This is a genomic window from Phyllobacterium sp. UNC302MFCol5.2 (assembly GCF_000686005.1).
Classification (GTDB): Bacteria; Pseudomonadota; Alphaproteobacteria; order Rhizobiales; family Rhizobiaceae; genus Phyllobacterium; species Phyllobacterium pellucidum.
In genome coordinates this window covers 251,491-267,313 of record NZ_JMLL01000013.1, presented here as the reverse complement: position 1 = coordinate 267,313, position 15,823 = coordinate 251,491, and the positions used below count along the sequence as shown (strand labels likewise).

The following is a 15,823-nucleotide window of genomic DNA, read 5'->3' as shown; positions in this document are numbered from 1 at the left end:
CAGTTGTAAAGGACGATTGCCGGTACGGCCAACAGGAATATCGAACAAAGAGGCGAAAATAGCGTCGCCCTCCCTGGCCTATGTCGTCCTGTCGCCGCCATTGAATGCGCGCGCCAGCCGCAGGAAGTTTCCGAGCATGGCATGGCCATATTCCGTAAGGACCGACTCCGGATGAAACTGAACGCCGTATGTCGGGTGAGTGGCATGGGCAAGGCCCATGATTTCACCCGCCTCGGAGCGCGCCGTAATGCGAAGGTCGCCATCCCCCGGAAGGTCCTGAACGATCAGCGAATGATACCGCCCGGCGCGGAAGGGGCTTGGCAGTCCCTTGAACACACCTCGTCCGTCATGTTTTATCGCCGACGCGCGGCCGTGCATGGGCTCGCGCGCCCGCACCACATGGCCACCAAAGACTTCGCCCATGCACTGGTGGCCAAGGCAAATGCCAAGCATCGGAGTGGCGCCGCTCAGAGCCTCGATGATCGCCATGGACTGCCCCGCCTCGCGTGGACCACACGGTCCGGGCGACAGGACGATTGCCTCCGGGTCCATGCGCTTGACGTCGGCAACCGAAATCGCATCGTTGCGGACCACCTGCGTTTCGACGCCAAGCTCGGTGAAGTAGCGCGCGACGGTAAAGACGAAGGAATCGTAATTGTCGATGATGAGGATCATTCCGGCCCGCCCTCATCGAACACGGTGAAGATGCGCGCTGCCTTGTCCAGCGTCTCCTGGTACTCGGATGCGGGATCTGACAGGGCGGTGATCCCGCCGCCCGCCTGGAATATCGCCATGCCGTTTTGAAACAAGACCGTACGGATGCCGATATTGGTGTCGAAGTTGCCGTTGAAACCGATGAAACCGATTGAGCCGCAATAGACACCGCGCGCCTCACCTTCGATCTCGGTGATAATCTCCATTGCCCTGAGCTTGGGAGCGCCGGTGATCGACCCACCGGGAAAGGCGGCGCGAACAAGGTCCATAAGGCCCTTGTCCTCCTGCAACCGGCCGGTCACGACCGAGACGAGATGATGCACGCTGGCATAGGTTTCGAGGCCGCATAACACAGGCGTCAACACCGAATGCGGCCGGCACACGCGGGAGAGGTCGTTGCGCATCAAGTCGACAATCATCAAATTCTCGGCGCGGTCCTTCTCCGACTTCAGAAGAGTCTCCGCCAGTGCCTTGTCTTCATTCGGATCAGACGAACGCGGGATTGTCCCTTTGATCGGCCTCGTCTCGACCTGGTCGCCGCGGGCGACGAGGAAGCGCTCCGGCGAACTCGAGGCAACGACAATCTCGCCATGATCGAGATAGGCGGCGAAGGTCGCGGCATTGCGCTTGCGCAGCGCCTTGTAGAAACGCCACCGATCGAAACCCTGCGGCAGTTCGGCGGTGAAGCGCTGGGCAATGTTGGCCTGAAAAATATCCCCGTCGAGTATGTACTCAACGACCCGGGCCACTGCCTGCATATACGCGGCGCGTTCAAAGTTGGACCGCCATGAGGTTCTTGCGATGCGCTGCCCCGTCATCTCGACGGATGGCTGCGCAGCGGAACGACTGATCGCCTCGATAATACGATCCGAGCGCTCCTGGCTCCGCCGCTCCTGCGCCGGCCCAGCCATTTCGGGAAAACCCGAGGAAACAAGCCAGACGCGCTGTTCCGCATGATCGAAGGCAAGCACGACATCGTAAAAGAGCCAGGCGGCGTCCGGCATCGCGCCTTGTGGTGGTGTTCCGGGCTGAGGCAAGCGTTCGAGCAGCCGGCCGAACTCGTAGGAGAAATAGCCGATTGCACCGCCTTGAAACGGCGGCAGCCCAGCCTGGACCTCCATCCGGTATCGCCCGATATAGTCCGCAATCGCCGTGAGCGGCTCGCCCTCGACCCTTTCGCCGTTCCAGCTGACCTCGCCACCGGCAACGATCAATCTCGCGAACGGATCGGCAGCCACGTAGGAATAGCGGCCCAACTGGTCATGGCGCATGGCGCTGTCTAGAAAGCTCATGCCCCCCAACGGCCGCAGCCGCCCGGCAGCTTCGACAGGTTCGAGCCATGGAATCTCACGAACGTGCAAGCGCCGATCTCCCTTCAACCTTTGAGATTATCCGCTCTTGCGGGTCGATAAAAGAATACTTGTCTCCGTCGACGTGATTCCGTCAATATGACGGATGTCGCGAAGCGTGCGGTCGAATGCCTCCAGCGTCTCCACCTCGATTTCAGCGACGATATCCCACCGGCCGTTCGTTGTGTGCAAAGCGCGAATCTCCGGAAAGCCCTGCAGGCGGCGGATCACCTTCTCGGCGCCCTGTCCCGCTACCTCGATCATAGCCACGGCGCGCACGCCATAAATCCCGGCGCCGGCCTTGAGCGTGACCGTGAAGCCCTGAATCGTTCCATCGGTGGTCAGCTTGTCGATGCGCGTGCGTACAGTAGCGCGCGATATGCCGAGCACGGTCGCCATCGATGAGACCGGCAAGCGGCAATCATCGCGCAGCAGCGACAGCAATTTGCGGTCCACGTCGTCCATTTGGCTCTCACTCTGCATAAAGTGCTTGAGCAAAATGCTCAATTCCTTGCGCATTTCTATCAAGATGCCGTCTATTTGTCACCGCGCCGAAATGCCAAAATCATTGCGGGACATAATATTCTCTTTCAATTTCGGAACGAGACCATCCAAACGCGAAAGTGGCGGTTGTTTATGAACATGCACAGCAATTTTGAGGACACGCACAAGCAGAAGCTGACGATCATCGGTGCGCCAATCGAGGAAGGCGCGGGTCGCCTTGGCGCGCTCATGGGACCGGCAGCCTTGCGCACTGCCGGACTCGTCCGCACGCTTGAGGAATTTGGTCATCCCGTTGAGGACCGCGGCGATCTGCAACTGCCTCCGGTCTTGCCCGTGGTTCCAGCCGTTGATGGCCTCGCCCACCATATCGAGCGAATTGCCGCCTGGTCGCGCATGCTCAGCAGCGAAACCTATGACGCAATGACCAAGGGCACATTCCCGATCACTCTCGGCGGCGATCACAGCCTTTCCATGGGCTCGGTGAGCGGCGTTGCCCGCTACTGCGAGGAACATGGTCGCGAACTCTTCGTGCTGTGGCTGGACGCCCATTCCGATTTCAATACGCCCGCCACCTCGCCTTCCGGCAATATGCATGGCATGTCGGCGGCACTTCTTTGCGGCGAACCTGGCCTCGAAGGCGTTTTCGGCGAAGAGCCACGCGGTTTCGTCAAGCCAGAGAATTTGCACCTCTTCGGCATACGCTCGATTGATGCAACGGAGCGTGTCCTGCTGCGCGAACGCGGAATCGATGTCGTCGACATGCGCCGTATCGATGAATTCGGGGTCGCCAAGCTGATGCGCCGCATCATCGAGCGTGTGCAGAAGGCCAATGGCATTCTGCATGTCAGCTTCGACGTCGACTTCATTGACCCGTCCCTTGCTCCGGGCGTCGGCACCACAGTGCCGGGTGGCGCCACGTTCCGCGAAGCGCACCTGGTTATGGAACTCCTGCACGATTCCGGCGTCGTCGGCTCACTCGACGTGGTCGAACTCAACCCATTCCTCGACGAGCGCGGCCGAAGCGCGCTGCTGCTCGTCGATCTCGTTGCCAGCCTGTTCGGCCGGCAGATCTTTGACAAGCCAAACCTTGCTGACCAGAGCGCCGGCGCGCTCAGCATTTGATTTTGGCATTAGGAGGACATTTTGCTGCACACAGCCGCTGATCTGATTTCAACAGAATCCCGTCTCGGGGCCCATAACTACAAGCCGCTCGACGTGGTGCTGGAACGCGGTGAAGGCGTTCACGTCTGGGACATCGAGGGCAATCGCTATCTCGATTGCCTCTCCGCCTATTCCGCCGTCAACCAGGGCCATTGCCATCCGAAGATCCTCAAGGCGATGACCGAGCAGGCGTCGAAACTGACACTGACGTCCCGCGCCTTCCGCAACGATCAGTTGGCACTGTTCTATGAAGAACTTGCTGCCCTTACCGGCTCGCACAAGATTCTGCCGATGAACAGTGGCGCGGAAGCTGTCGAGACCGCGATCAAGGCCGTGCGCAAATGGGGCTACGAGGTCAAGGGTGTGCCGGAGAATGCCGCCGAGATCATCGTCTGCTCCGACAATTTCCACGGCCGCACCATGGGGATCGTCGGCTTCAGCACCGATCCTTCCGCCCGCGACAATTTCGGTCCGTTCGCCCCGGGCTTCAAGGTCGTACCCTTCGGCGATATCGACGCTTTCACTGCAGCGCTGAGCCCCAATACCGTCGGCTTCCTTGTCGAGCCGATCCAGGGCGAAGCCGGCGTCCTCATTCCGCCAAAAGGCTATTTCACCAAGGTGCGGGAACTGTGCACCGACAATAATGTCACGCTCATCCTCGACGAAATCCAGACAGGCCTCGGGCGCACCGGCGCGCTGCTCGCCGAGGAGCACGAGGGCATAGAGGCGGATGTGACGCTGATCGGCAAGGCGCTTTCCGGCGGCTTTTATCCGGTCTCGGCCGTCCTGTCGAACAGCGATGTGCTCGGCGTCCTCAAGCCGGGACAACATGGCAGCACGTTCGGCGGCAATCCGCTCGCCTGCGCCATTGCCCGCGCGGCGCTACGCGTTCTCACGGAAGAGAACATGATCGAAAACTCCCGCAAGGAGGGAGAATACTTCCTCGAACAGCTCAAGGGCATTCGCAGCAATATCGTGCGGGAAGTGCGCGGTCGCGGCCTTATGCTTGCAATCGAGCTCAATCCGGAAGCAGGCGGTGCCAATCGTTTTTGCTACGAACTCAAGGAACGCGGCATCCTCGCCAAGGATACGCACGGCCACACAATCCGTATCGCGCCGCCGCTCGTCATCAAGCGCGACCAGGTCGACTGGGCGCTCGAACAGTTCGAAACCGTTCTCACCAGCATGAATTGATGGCAGCGAGGCGCGTGGTTGATGCAACCACGCGCCTCTCTTCTCAGTCTACATGCGGACGCGCTCAGCCTTCGGATCGTACATCGGCCTCAGGGAAGCCTCCGCCTTCACGCGCTCGCCGGCAATCTCGATCTCATATGCGGAAGCCAGGACCTCGTCCGGGCTCTCGCCTTCACTCGGAACGTAGCCAAGCCCGATCGCACCGCCGAGATGGTGGCCGTAATTGCCGGACGTTATGGTTCCGACAATGTTGCCGTCGCGAACAATGGCTTCGTTGTGGAACAGCAACGGTTCAGGATCGCTCAGCCTGAACTGCACCAAGCGTCGCTTGAGGCCCTTGTCCTTCTTGCGAAGCACCGCTTCCCGGCCAATGAACTCACCCTTGTCAGCCTTGACGGCAAAGCCCAGACCAGCCTCGAGGACATGATCCTCGTCGGTGATGTCATGGCCGAAATGCCGGAACGCTTTCTCGATGCGGCAGGAATCGAGCGTGTGCAGGCCGCAGAGCTTCAGACCGAGATCTTGGCCGGCCTCTTCGATGGCTTCGAAGACATGCGCCGTCTGATCCGTCGAAACATAAAGTTCCCAACCGAGTTCACCGACGTAAGTCACGCGGTGCGCCCGCGCCAACCCCATGCCGATCTCTATCTCGCGCGCCGTACCGAAAGGATTGGCCTCGTTGGAAAAGTCATTCGGGCTGATTTTCGTGATCAGTTCGCGCGCCTTTGGCCCCATCAGGCAAAGCACCGATTCCGCTGCCGTCACATCGGTTATGACGACGAACTCATCGCCAAGATGCTTGCGCATCCATGCGAGATCGCGCTGCAGGGTTGCGCCCGGCACAACAGCGAAGAACGCGGTTTCCGAAAGCCGCGTAATGGTAAGATCGCTCTCGATGCCGCCGCGATTGTTCAACATCTGCGTATAGACGATACGGCCCGGCTCTACGCCGAGCTGGTTGGCACAGAGCTTTTGCAGGAAAGCCAAAGCATCGCGCCCCTCGATCCTGATCTTGCCGAACGACGTCATATCGAAGAGGCCGACGCCATTGCGCACGGCGAGATGCTCGTTACGCTGGTTGTCGAACCAGTTCTGCCGCTTCCAGGAATAGCGATACTCCGGTTCCTGGCCTTCGCGGGCAAACCAGTTGGCACGTTCCCAGCCGGCGACCTCGCCAAAGACCGCACCGCGCTGCTTCAAATGCTCATGGATCGGCGAGCGCCTAACATTGCGCGACGTTGCCATCTGCCGGTACGGAAAATGGTCGGCGTAGAGCAGCCCAAGCGTTTCGGAGACACGCTCTTTCAGGTACCGCCGGTTCTTCTGGAACGGCTGCGCCCGGCGGATATCGACCTCCCAAAGGTCGAAGGGCGCCTCGCCGTCGTGGATCCACTGCGCCAGCGCCATGCCAGCCCCGCCCGATGACACGATGCCGATGGAATTATAGCCCGCGGCAACCCAATAGCCGCCAAGTTCCGGTGCTTCGCCGAGATAGTAACGATCGTCGGGAGTAAAACTTTCCGGACCATTGAAAAACGTATGGATGCCCGCCGTCCCGAGCATGGGCATGCGGTTGACGCCCATTTCGAGGATGGGTTCGAAGTGTTCGAAATCCTCCGGCAATTGATCGAAGCAGAAATCTTCGGAGATGCCGTTCATGCCCCACGGCTTGGCAACCGGCTCGAACGCGCCAAGCATCATCTTGCCGGCGTCTTCCTTGTAATAGGCGCATTCATCGGGGACACGCAGCACAGGCAGCCGACCAAGTCCTTCAATCGCCTCAGTCACCAGATAAAAGTGCTCGCAGGCGTGGAGCGGTACAGTCACACCCGACGTGGCGGCGAGATCGCGTGCCCACATGCCGGCGCAGTTGATGACGACATCGGTTTCAATCGTGCCCTGCTCATCCCCCTTCGACCAGGAAACACCAGCGACACGGCCATTCCTCTTCAGAACGTTGGTCACCTTCACGTTCTCTACGATCCTCGCGCCGCGCTGGCGTGCGCCCTTGGCAAGCGCCATGGCGATATTGGCCGGATCGCACTGGCCGTCGAGCGGCAGGTGCACTGCTCCGACGACATCCTCGACATTAAGATGCGGATACATCTCCTTGACTTCTCTCGGAGAAATCTCCCGCACATCTACATCGAAGGCGCGGGCCAGCGATGCTTGCCGGTAAATTTCGTGCTTGCGCTCCTCGGTGAGCGCGACCGTGATCGAGCCGACCTGGCGCATGCCGGTCGCGACCTCAGTTTCGGCTTCCAGCTTAACATAGAGGTCGGCCGAGTACTTTGCGAGGCGTGTCATATTCTGCGATGCACGCAACTGACCGATCAGACCGGCGGCATGCCATGTCGTGCCGGACGTCAGTTGCTTGCGTTCGAGGAGAACAATGTCGGTCCAGCCGAGTTTCGCCAGATGATAGGCAACGGAGCAGCCCGATACGCCGCCGCCGATGATGACGGCCCGTGCCTTGGTGGGAAGCGAACTCATGCGCGGATTCTTTCGTTCTTGGGATCCCAGAGGGGCTGGTCAGGATGCACAACAGCCTTGCGGCGCTCGCCGAAGATTTCGACTTCGATCTCAGTGCCGGGCTCGGTCAGTTCGGTCTTGAGCATGCCGAGCGCGATCGACTTGTCGATCCGGTGGCCCCAACCCCCGGACGTCGTCTCGCCGACAATATTGCCGTTGTGCCAGAGGGTCGACATATAGGGCGCGTCGCAATCACCGGCATCGACGGTCAACGTGACAAAGCGTTTGTCCACACCGCGCTGCTTTTCGCTCTCAAGCGCAGCCTTGCCGAGGAAGTTGGGCTTTTCCCATTTGACAAATCGTTCGAGTCCGCTTTGCAGAGGCGTATAATCCGTCGAAAGATCGCCCTTCCAGGCGCGATAACCTTTCTCGAGCCGCAGCGAGTCGAGCGCGAACATGCCGAAGGGCTTGATCCCGTATTTCTGCCCGGCCTCCCAGATCGCGTCGAAGATCGCCGCGGTATCCGCAACTTTCGTGTGCACCTCCCAGCCGAGTTCCCCCGCGAACGAGACGCGCACGAGCTGGCAGTAGCGTCCGGCGATCTGCGTCGACTGGTGCGTCAGCCAGGGCCGGTCGAGTTCGGCGTCGCATACATCCTTGAAGAGGTCCCGTGCCTTCGGACCGGTGACGATCTGGCAGGAGAGCTGCTCGGTCACATTGTCGATGCTGATTGCGCTTCCCGCGGGCAGGTGCTTGACCAGCCAGTCGCGATCATGCCACTCCGCAACGGCCGCCGTGATGAGGAAGAAGAGATTTTCGTCGATCGCCATGATCGACATTTCCGTGACGACGCGGCCCTTGTCGTCGGCGAAATAGGCAAGGCCGATCCGGCCGGGCTTGGGGACAATACCGGTAATGAGCGTCGCGAGCCATTCACGCGCGCCCTCGCCGCTCACGCGAAAACGCGTGAAACCCGGCAGATCGAGGATTCCGACTGCGTCGCGCACCGCGTGGCATTCCTCGCGAATACGCTCGTGCCAAGGTCCATTGCGCGAGAAGGTCTGGGTCGCTTCCTCGGATGTGTCGTCACCGGGCCTCGCATACCAGTTCGCGCGTTCCCAGCCGTTGTAAGGCCCGAATTGACCGCCGAGCTTGGCGATACGGTCATGGAGTGGCGAGAGCTTCTTGTTGCGGCCCGCAGGCCAGGTGTGGCGCGGAAAATGGATCGCATATTCGTGGCCATAGACTTCGAGTCCCTTGGCAACGCAATAATCGGGATCGGTGAAACCGGTGAAGCGGCGCGGATCGCATGACCACATGTCCCACTCGGTGGCGCCTTCCGTCACCCATTCGGCAAGCACCTTGCCGGCGCCGCCTGCCTGGGCGATGCCGAAGGTGAAGACGCAGGCCTCGAAGGCATTGGGAACGCCGGGCATTGGCCCGATCAGCGGATTGCCATCCGGCGCATAGGGGATGGGGCCGTTGATGATCTTGGAAAGGCCGGCAGTGCCGAGGATCGGCACGCGGGCAATGGCATCGTTCAAATACCAGTCGAGACGTTCAAGATCGTCCGGAAAGAGCTGGAACGAGAAATCGTCAGGCATCGGATCATCCGGCGTCGCCCAATGTGCGCGGCAGTTTCGCTCATAGGGCCCGAGATTCATGCCGTTCTTTTCCTGGCGCAGATAATAGGACGAATCGACGTCGCGCATCAGCGGCAGCTTGTGGCCATTCTCGCGCGTCCAGGCGGCTATCTCGGGAATTTCGTCGAATAGCAGATATTGATGGCTCATGACCATCATCGGCACGTCACGGCCAAACAGCTTGCCGATTTCCTGCGCGCGGTAGCCGGCGGCGTTGACGACATATTCGCAGCGGATCTCACCCTGCGGTGTCGCGATCACCCACTCGTCCTTGTCGCGGCGCGCACCCGTCACGGGGCAGAAGCGGATGATCTTCGCGCCCATGTCACGCGCGCCCTTTGCAAGCGCTTGTGTCAGCTGCGCCGGATCGATGTCACCGTCGTTCGGATCGTAGAGTGCGCCGGCAAGTTCGTGCGTCGCGATGAACGGATAGCGCCCGTTGATTTCATCGACGCCGAGCACGTCGATATCCATGCCCTGATAGCGGCCCATGCTCTTGACGCGTTCGAACTCGCGCATGCGCTCCTTGCTATGGGCAAGGCGCAGCGAGCCGGTCACATGATAGTTCATGGGATAATCGACTTCGGCGGCCAGATTGCGATAAAGCTGCGCCGAATAGCGCTGCATGTTCATGACCGACCACGAAGCCGAGAAAGTTGGAACGTTGCCGGCGGCATGCCATGTCGAACCCGAGGTCAATTCATTCTTTTCGAGCAGGACGCAATCGGTCCAGCCGGCCTTGGCGAGGTGATAAAGCGCGGAAACGCCGACCGCTCCGCCACCAATGATGACGACGCGCGCCGACGTTGGAAACTCAGACATGTAAATTCTCCCGTGGTCTCATGCCATTTTCGGGGCCGGGTTCAAGCCCGACCGATTTCATCGAGGTACCACTGGATGTACCGCAACTCGTTATATTCCATTGGCGCAATCGGGCCCGGCACAAAATAGTTCGACCGTACGCCCCGCGCCGTATGTTCGATGATCGTCTTGTCCTCTGCCGTCGTCACTTTCCACAGCCAGGTCAGCTTTTCGAGATCGTAGTCCTTGCCTTCCTCGGCATCGCCGCGCACCAGCCAGATCAGTTCCATCTCGCAGGTATCGACCGTCTTCGGGATGAAGCGGTAAATCATGCCATGATCGGGATAGCAGACGAGGAAGCTGGTGCCGCCGAGGTGAATGGAGGTCACGCCGCCATCGAACTCGGTGAAACGGCCCATGAGCGGCGCAACGGGTGATCCGTCTTCGCTGCCGCTCTTGACGCCGTCGTAGAGCGCATAGCGGAACGTGTGGATCGCTTCCTTACCCTGCGCGGAATTCTGCCAGTTGTCGCCGGTCGCAATGTCTATGCCGAGCGCGCAGGTGCGCTGCTCCATCTTGGCATTGAGTTCGACGATCTTCTCCGCCGGCTGTTCCAGCGCATGGGTCTGCGAGTATTCCGGATGCGCTGGGCCGCAGTGGTAGCATTCCACATAGTTCTCGACTGCAAGCTTCCAGTTGGCATCGACGGCATAGGTTTCGCGATACGCCACCTTGGCGTCGCCCCAGCCATATTGACCGCATGTGGTGCGCAGCGACTGCTCGATGATCGAGAAGTCCAGAGGTTCGTCGGCAAAGCAGATAAAAATCAGGCCATCCGCAACGCGGACATGCAGCTTCTTGAGGCCGTGCGCCGTACGGTCGAAGTCGCGCGGCATCAGGCGCGCGGCGCGAAGGCTGCCGTCATTGGCATAGGTCCAGGCATGATAGGGGCAGACGAAGAATCGGGCGTTGCCCTTCTGCTTGGTGCAGACCTCCGCGCCGCGATGGCGGCAGACATTCAGGAAAGCATGGATCGAACCATCTTCGGTGCGCGAAACGATGATCGCTTCGGCGTCGATCTTGAACAATTCGAAATCACCCGCGTTCGGGATGATGCTGGCATGGCCGATGCAATGCCAATGACGCCGAAAGACCCTCTCCATATCAAGGGCATAGACGTCCGGATCCATGTAGAAGGCGCGCACGAGGCCATGCCCTGGCCGATGATCGGCCACCAGACGATCAATCTTGTCCAGAGCCGGTGCAAGTTCTGCAAAAGCCTGTTCCGCCGCCATTTCATTCTCCGAAAAAGATTGTTTCTGGACGCTTATTGTTTCTCAGGTGCGTCGCAGTTTAGAATGATTCCGCATTGAGCGGCATTCAAGCGATGGTTGCTCATAAAGACATGAATTATTCTCACGCATCTGATTTCGACAAGGTTTCTCCGCCATGATGTCCAAACCCCGGATACCCCCGCTCGGCTCCTTGCGGGCATTCGAGGCATCGGCGCGGCTGCTGAGCTTCCGTCTGGCAGGTGATGAACTTGGGGTCACGCAGTCGGCGATAAGTCACCGCATCTCGGAACTCGAGACGATCCTCGGGGTCAAGCTTTTCGAGCGGCTGCCGCGGGGCGTTTCGCTTACCGACGCCGGCACACTCTACTACCCCTACATGCGCGATGCCTTTGAGAAGATCGCGCGTGGCAGCGCGCTGATCAATCGGCTCGGCACGACGGACGATCTTGCCATCGAAACCTACTCGACCTTCGCCATACGCTGGCTCATCCCGCGTCTTTCCGATTTCCGCAAGGTCAATCCCAATCTGGCCATCCGCATCGGCACCAGCCAGCTCGATTGGGAGCTCAATATCGACAGTTCCGATATCGGCATCATCCATACGACGCGGCCGGAGCGGCTCAATCTGCACTACCGGTTGCTGGCCAAGGCGGAGATGTTTCCGGTCTGCAATCCGCAGGTGGCGGCACGCATGGGTGGAGGCGACGCCAAGGCATTGAGCAATGTGCCGCGCCTCGCACTCTATACCTCGCCGGAAGATTGGGGGACGTGGCTCGAGGCCGCGAACATCGCCGATACGGGCCGCGCTGTCACATTGAAGTTCGACACCTACCTCGCCGCCTTGCAATCGGCCCTCGACGGCCAAGGCGTGTGCGTTGCACCGGATTTCCTGGTCGCCGACGACCTCAGGGCCGGACGCCTCGTCGCGCCATTCGCGCTGAGGGTGCCGCAGCCCGGCGCATGGTACATGATCTGCCGCAAGGAGCGGGTCGGCGAGGCCAGAATCCGGCAATTCGAACGCTGGCTCGTCGAACAATTCGGCGGTGAACCTATTTCTTCTTGATGCCGATCGCCCGGCCGACGCGATCCGGCGCCGGCAGTTGGGCGTGTTCCTTCATATAAAACTCAAGCTTGGGCAGCACGTCTTCCGGAAACGGCGTCACTTTCGGCCCGCTCATGTCGACATGCAGCGAGAGCACCTCGCACGTTGCCGCAACCCAGCCATCCTTATGGATGATTTCGAGATAAGTGTGCAGTCGCTTGCTGTCATAATCGATGAGCTGGTTGGTGACGGTCACGACATCATCAAGGTGGAGTTCCTGCACGTAGCAGATGTGCACCTCGGCCGTGTAGATCGTCAGCTTCCGCTCGGCCGCGTATGTTGGGCCAAAACCGAGCTCCGAAAGGAATTCGTCGCCGCCCCTGTCAAAGACTACATTGTAATAAGCCATGTTGAGATGGCCGTTATAGTCGATCCATTCCTTCTCGATCGGGATGGGCGCCGAATGATAGAGTTCAGCGTCTCGATTGGTTGCTAGCATGTTATGGTCCTCGTTCTTGGCGAGCCGACGCCTGTCGATCGCTGGATTTGAAACATGGGTGCCTCGCCTTCCGCTGTGCCAAAAGCGACGAGCCATGGCGGTTCCCACATCAATGGTTCGGCCGGAAAGCGCTTGGCGGCTTACCCTCGAAACTCCTGAATGTCCGTGTGAATGCAGCAGCCGAGGAAAATCCCGTCCGCGCAGCGATATCCGCCAGCGGCGATTTCGTGTCGGTAATGAGCCGCCGCGCCACCTTGAGCCGCAAGCGCAGATAGTATCGTCCGGGCCCCTCGCCGACCGCTTTTGCGAAGATCTTCTCAAGGCTGCGCGCGCTGAGCCCGCAACGCCGGGCGATGGCGCCGACTGTCAGGGGCGCATCGATATGAGCTTCCATGAGGCGGATCGCGCCCGCAAGCTTGGGATGCACATCGTCGAGCCGGCCCAACGAAACCAGCGGCTGCGCGTCGCTCGACGTATGCGCCTCGTCATAGATGAAGACGCTGGCGACATCGAGGGCGACCGACATGCCATAGCGCGAGCGAATCAAATGCAGCATCAGGTCGAAGGTCGGCGAGGCGCCGCCACTCGTGAAGACAGGACCGTCGATGACATAGCGGTCGGGCCTGATATCGGATTCCGGGAACTCCGCCGTAAACTCCTCCATGTCCTCCCAGTGGGTGGTCGCCTTGCGCCCGGCGAGAAGACCAGCACGGCCAAGCAGCCAGGACCCTGCCTCGATCCCGCCGATCATCTGATAGTGATGGACGGCGCGCCGCAGGTTGGCGGTAAAGGTCGTGCGCGCGATGTCTGAAGTGCCAAAACCACCGATAACCAACAACATATCGCCTTTTACGGAAGCATCGAATGAACCAGAAACCGCAATCGGCAAGCCGCACGTCATCATGGCCGGCTCGCCGTCCAGCGAGACGATTCGCCATTTGAAGAGTATGTTCCCGGAGACGCGGTTGGCCGCGCGCATCGGATCGATTGTCGATGCAACACACATGAGCGAAGCGCCGCTGAAAACGAGGACGGTCACATCCAGCGGTTTGGTGTCGGGCAAAAAGACTGGCGAAGTTTCGCTTTTCATCAATTCCAATTCGTATATCGCAAAGCATCGCTTGGCAATCGGGGCATGATCACGGCAACGAAAAATATGGGAGCAGAGCTATGGGACTTACCCCCAATCGCGAAGTATTCATCACCTGTGCCGTGACCGGCGCGGGCGACACGACAGGTCGTTCCGACAAGGTGCCGGTCACGCCGCGCCAGATCGCCGACGAGTGCATTGCCGCAGCCAATGCCGGCGCTGCAATCGCGCATATTCATGTCCGCGATCCGAAGACCGGCAAGGGTTCTCGCGATGTCGCGCTCTATACCGAGGTCGTCGAGCACATCAAGGCGTCGGGCGTCGACATGGTCTTGAACCTGACCGCCGGCATGGGGGGCGACCTGACGCTCGGCAGTGTCGAGCAGCCAATGCCCCCGTCCGCAATCGGCACCGACATGGCGGGCGCGACCGAGCGCCTCGAACACGTCGCCAAGCTTCGTCCGGAAATCTGCACGCTCGACTGCGGCACGATGAACTTCGGCGAAGGCGACTACGTCATGACCAATACGCCGGCGATGCTGAAGGCAATGGCGGCGCAGATAACGGCACTCGGCGTTCGCCCCGAGGTTGAAATCTTCGATACCGGCCACCTGCTTCTCGCCAAGTGGCTCTATGACCAAAAGCTGCTTGAAGATCCGGTCATGGTCCAGCTCTGCATGGGCATTCCATGGGGCGCGCCCGACGATATCAATACGCTTTTGGCCCTCACCAACAATCTGCCGAAAAACTGGACGTTCTCCGCTTTCTCGATCGGCCGCAACCAGATGCCCTATGCGGCGATGGCCATGCTTGCCGGCGGCAATATCCGTGTCGGTCTCGAAGACAATATCTGGCTCGACAAGGGCGTGCTTGCCACCAACGGCCCACTGGTCGAGCGGGCAGTAAAGGTTGCCGAAGGCATCGGCGCAAAGATTCTCGGACCGAACGACGTCCGCGAGCGCATGAAACTCACAAAGGGCTGGTGATAGAATGGCTGGAATTCGCAAGGCCGCGGCGGTTGGCGGCGGCGTAATTGGTGCGGGCTGGGTGGCGCGCCTTCTTCTCAACGGCATCGACGTTTCGATCTACGATCCGGATCCCGAGGCTGAGCGCAAAGTCAGCGAGGTGATGAAGAATTCTCGCCGCGCCTATAAGACCATGGTGCCGGACGGCTTGCCGAAGGAAGGAAAGCTGACATTCGCCAAGTCCATAAAGGAAGCCGTCGACGGCGCTGACTTCATTCAGGAAAGCGTTCCCGAACGGCTCGAACTGAAGCACAAGGTACTTGCCGAGATCGACAAGCATGCCGCGACGGATGCTATTGTCGGTTCATCCACCTCGGGCATTCTCCCGTCCGACATGCAGACCGCAATGAAACACCCCGAGCGTCTTGTCGTAGGGCATCCCTATAACCCGGTCTATCTGCTGCCGCTCGTCGAAATCGTCGGCGGCAAGCTGACCTCTCCAGACGCTGTCGAAAAAGCGCGCGAACTCTATGCCTCCATCGGCATGAAGCCGGTGGTCATCCGCAAGGAGATCGAGGCTTTCGTCGGCGATCGCCTGCTCGAGGCGGTCTGGCGCGAGTCGCTTTGGCTGATCAAGGACGACATTACCACCGTCGAGGAACTCGACGATATCATGCGCTATTCATTCGGCATTCGCTGGGCGCAGATGGGCATGTTCCAGGTCTATCGCGTCGCCGGTGGCGAAGCGGGCATGCGCCACTTCATCGCCCAGTTCGGTCCCTGCCTGTCCTGGCCGTGGACCAAGCTCATGGACGTGCCCGAACTTACCGAGGAACTGGTGGACAAGATCGCCAACCAGTCGGATGAGCAGGCGCACGGCCTTTCGATCCGCGAACTCGAACGCATCCGCGACGACAATCTCGTGGCGATCATGGAAGCGCTGTCGCGCCAGAACAAGGGCAAGGGCTGGGGCGCGGGCGCCCTCTACAAGGATTATACGAAGCGCCTCTCGAAGCTCGCCCAGAAGCCGGCGACCTCCAAGGCCGCCGAGAAGGCCAAAGCCAACAAGCCCAAGAAAAAGAAGGACTAACGCA

General features: G+C 60.1%; 13 protein-coding genes. 5 read left to right on the top strand and 8 right to left on the bottom strand.

The annotated features are described in order from the left end of the window. Positions 1-78: 78 nt before the first annotated feature. From BR48_RS0117990 to BR48_RS0117980, 3 genes are read right to left on the bottom strand one after another with little or no spacing between them, the layout of a single operon-like run. Positions 79-675, bottom strand: coding sequence for an aminodeoxychorismate/anthranilate synthase component II (locus BR48_RS0117990; RefSeq protein WP_027232582.1), 597 nt, complete (start codon positions 673-675; stop codon positions 79-81). After that, complete coding sequence (gene pabB, locus BR48_RS0117985; protein WP_027232581.1) at positions 672-2,075, bottom strand: aminodeoxychorismate synthase component I; 1,404 nt, start codon at positions 2,073-2,075, stop codon at positions 672-674. Before pabB ends, BR48_RS0117990 begins: the two co-directional genes overlap by 4 nt. Positions 2,076-2,102: 27 nt before the next feature. Next, complete coding sequence (locus BR48_RS0117980) at positions 2,103-2,528, bottom strand: Lrp/AsnC family transcriptional regulator (RefSeq protein ID WP_027232580.1); 426 nt, start codon at positions 2,526-2,528, stop codon at positions 2,103-2,105. A gap of 171 nt (positions 2,529-2,699) precedes the next feature. Between BR48_RS0117980 and rocF the strand changes: the two genes are divergently transcribed. Then, positions 2,700-3,689 (top strand): arginase, encoded by a 990-nt coding sequence (rocF, locus tag BR48_RS0117975; RefSeq protein ID WP_081815943.1) that lies wholly within the window; start codon positions 2,700-2,702, stop codon positions 3,687-3,689. 24 nt (positions 3,690-3,713) lie between these two features. Beyond that, on the top strand, positions 3,714-4,922 hold the full coding sequence (rocD, locus tag BR48_RS0117970; RefSeq protein ID WP_027232578.1) for an ornithine--oxo-acid transaminase: 1,209 nt from the start codon (positions 3,714-3,716) through the stop codon (positions 4,920-4,922). Positions 4,923-4,970: 48 nt separating this feature from the next. Here the strand turns inward: rocD and BR48_RS0117965 are convergent, their stop codons facing one another. Genes BR48_RS0117965 through BR48_RS0117955 form a run of 3 tightly spaced genes read right to left on the bottom strand, consistent with a single transcriptional unit; the run spans position 4,971 to position 11,133 of the window. Continuing rightward, positions 4,971-7,415: an FAD-dependent oxidoreductase gene (locus BR48_RS0117965; RefSeq protein WP_027232577.1), complete on the bottom strand. Its 2,445-nt coding sequence runs from the start codon at positions 7,413-7,415 to the stop codon at positions 4,971-4,973. Next, a complete protein-coding gene (locus tag BR48_RS0117960; protein ID WP_027232576.1) occupies positions 7,412-9,859 on the bottom strand; it encodes an FAD-dependent oxidoreductase in 2,448 nt (815 codons plus the stop codon). The genes BR48_RS0117965 and BR48_RS0117960 overlap by 4 nt, the downstream gene beginning before the upstream one ends. Before the next feature lie 41 nt (positions 9,860-9,900). Beyond that, positions 9,901-11,133 carry an aromatic ring-hydroxylating dioxygenase subunit alpha gene (locus BR48_RS0117955; RefSeq protein WP_027232575.1) on the bottom strand — a complete coding sequence of 411 codons (1,233 nt, stop codon included), beginning with the start codon at positions 11,131-11,133 and terminating at the stop codon, positions 9,901-9,903. A gap of 154 nt (positions 11,134-11,287) precedes the next feature. On the opposite strand from BR48_RS0117955, the gene BR48_RS24900 reads away from it, so the two are divergent. Next, positions 11,288-12,196, top strand: a complete 909-nt coding sequence (locus BR48_RS24900) for a LysR substrate-binding domain-containing protein (RefSeq protein ID WP_081815936.1) — start codon at positions 11,288-11,290, stop codon at positions 12,194-12,196. Here the strand turns inward: BR48_RS24900 and BR48_RS0117945 are convergent. Continuing rightward, complete coding sequence (locus BR48_RS0117945) at positions 12,183-12,674, bottom strand: thioesterase family protein (protein WP_036814816.1); 492 nt, start codon at positions 12,672-12,674, stop codon at positions 12,183-12,185. The genes BR48_RS24900 and BR48_RS0117945 overlap by 14 nt on opposite strands. 109 nt (positions 12,675-12,783) lie before the next feature. Next, a complete protein-coding gene (locus BR48_RS0117940) occupies positions 12,784-13,764 on the bottom strand; it encodes a GlxA family transcriptional regulator (protein ID WP_155810918.1) in 981 nt (326 codons plus the stop codon). Positions 13,765-13,844: 80 nt separating this feature from the next. On the opposite strand from BR48_RS0117940, the gene BR48_RS0117930 reads away from it, so the two are divergent. Next, positions 13,845-14,750, top strand: coding sequence for a 3-keto-5-aminohexanoate cleavage protein (locus tag BR48_RS0117930; protein ID WP_027232572.1), 906 nt, complete (start codon positions 13,845-13,847; stop codon positions 14,748-14,750). A gap of 4 nt (positions 14,751-14,754) precedes the next feature. Next, a complete protein-coding gene (locus tag BR48_RS0117925) occupies positions 14,755-15,819 on the top strand; it encodes a carnitine 3-dehydrogenase (protein WP_027232571.1) in 1,065 nt (354 codons plus the stop codon). The last annotated feature ends 4 nt before the right edge of the window (positions 15,820-15,823 follow it).